The 2,095-nt window shown below is 70.1% G+C and carries 2 protein-coding genes; both read right to left on the bottom strand.

Annotation, left to right across the window (positions count from 1 at the left end):
* The coding region (cimA, locus tag ACNFOC_RS53665; RefSeq protein WP_416966208.1) for a citramalate synthase at nt 1-1,370 on the bottom strand (1,370 nt) is incomplete at its 3' end.
* A gap of 309 nt (nt 1,371-1,679) precedes the next feature.
* A partial coding sequence (locus ACNFOC_RS53660; RefSeq protein WP_416966207.1) for an alpha-isopropylmalate synthase regulatory domain-containing protein occupies nt 1,680-2,095 on the bottom strand: 416 nt, incomplete at its 5' end.

Raw genomic sequence — 2,095 nt, 5'->3', positions numbered from 1 at the left:
AGGGCGACGCGCAGGGCGCGGTCGAGGGCGTGGACCGGGCCGTTGCCCTCGGCGGTGGCGACGATGCGCTCGCCCTTGGCGAAGAGCTTGACCGTGGCCTCGTTGGCGTGGCTGCCGTCGGGGCGGTCCTCGACGATCGCACGCCAGGACTCGACCTCGAAGTAGGAGCGGGCCTTGCCCTCCGCCTCTTCGCGCAGCAGCAGCTCGAAGCTCGCGTCGGCCGCCTCGTACGTGTAGCCCTTGAGCTCGCGTTCCTTGACGCGCTCGACGACCCGGCCGACCAGCTCGCGGTCGCCGCTGATGTCGACGCCGAGTTCCTTGCCCTTGAGCTCGATCGACGCGCGGCCCGCCATGTCGGAGACCAGCATCCGCATGGTGTTGCCGACCTGCTCGGGGTCGATGTGCTGGTACAGGTCCGGGTCGACCTTGATCGCGGAGGCGTGCAGCCCGGCCTTGTGCGCGAACGCCGAGACGCCGACGTACGGCTGGTGCGTGGACGGGGTGAGGTTCACGACCTCGGCGATGGCGTGCGAGATACGGGTCATCTCGCGGAGCTTTCCGTCGGGGAGGACCTTCTTGCCGTACTTCAGCTCCAGGGCCGCCACGACGGGGAAGAGGTTGGCGTTGCCGACGCGCTCGCCGTAGCCGTTCGCCGTGCACTGGACGTGGGTCGCGCCCGCGTCGACGGCGGCGAGGGTGTTGGCGACCGCGCAGCCCGTGTCGTCCTGGGTGTGGATGCCGAGCCGGGCGCCGGTGTCGGCGAGGACCGTGGAGACGACGGCCTGGATCTGCGCCGGGAGCATCCCGCCGTTGGTGTCGCAGAGGATGACGACGGAGGCGCCGGCCTCGGCGGCGGACCGTACGACCGCTTTCGCGTACTCGGGGTTCGCGCGGTAGCCGTCGAAGAAGTGCTCGCAGTCGACGAAGACGCGGCGGCCCTGGGCGACCAGGTGGGAGACGGTGTCGCTGACCATCGCGAGGTTCTCGTCGAGGGTGGTGCGCAGGGCCAGCTCGACATGCCGGTCGTGCGACTTGGCGACCAGGGTGATGACGTCCGCGCCGGAGTCCAGGAGCGCCTTGACCTGCGGGTCCTCGGCCGCCTTGGCGCCCGCCCGCCGGGTGGCGCCGAACGCGACCAGCTGGGCGTGCTTGAAGTCGATCTCCTGCCGGGCGCGGGCGAAGAACTCGGTGTCCCGCGGGTTGGCGCCGGGCCAGCCGCCCTCGATGAAACCGACGCCGAAGTCGTCCAGGTGCCGTGCGATGGCCAGCTTGTCCGCGACGGTGAGGTTGATGCCCTCCCGCTGCGCGCCGTCACGCAGGGTCGTGTCGAAGACGTGGAACGAATCGTCGAGTTCGCTGGTTTCCGTCATGGTCTCTGGCTCCTGAGGATCTGAATCTCGGTCTGTACCGGAATGACCGGCTCCACCGTCCCTCAATGATCCCTCGCACTGTTTTCCCGGCTGCGGGTGGGCCAGAAAAGCGAAAAACCCCTCGCGGGTGCGAGAGGTCTGCGCGCGGGTCGAGTGACGACGGTGGCCGCCCGTACCTGGTCGTACGAGGCGGTCACTGCGGACCGGCGCGCCTGCTGCCAATAATCGTGGCGAACGAGAACACGGACGCAGTCTGGCACACCCGCGCCCGCGCTCACCGTCCGTCTCATGATGCGAACAGCCGGTTGATCAACTCGCCTGGCGCACGAACACGTCCGAGACGCCGTTGGTGTCGCCCGCCACCAGGTCCGGGGACGCCGACTCGAACGCCACGACCGTGCCGTCGTCGTTGACGGACGGGTGCAGGGCCAGGAGGTCGCTACGGCCACCCCAGCGGTCGGCGCTCATCAACTGCCGCTTGCCGGTGGCGAGTTCGACCAGGTACACGGAACCCCCCGAGGTGTACGCGACCCGCTCGCCGTCCCCGGAGAGCGAGGACTCCGCACCCTTGGCGACCCGGGTCGTCGTCCCGGCGTCGAGGGCGACGCGCAGGGCGCGGTCGAGGGCGTGGACCGGGCCGTTGCCCTCGGCGGTGGCGACGATGCGCTCGCCCTTGGCGAAGAGCTTGACCGTGGCCTCGTTGGCGTGGCTGCCGTCGGGGCGGT

Source organism: Streptomyces colwelliae (assembly GCF_048158785.1).
Classification (GTDB): domain Bacteria; phylum Actinomycetota; class Actinomycetes; order Streptomycetales; family Streptomycetaceae; genus Streptomyces.
This window is presented reverse-complemented; position numbering and strand designations above follow the sequence as displayed.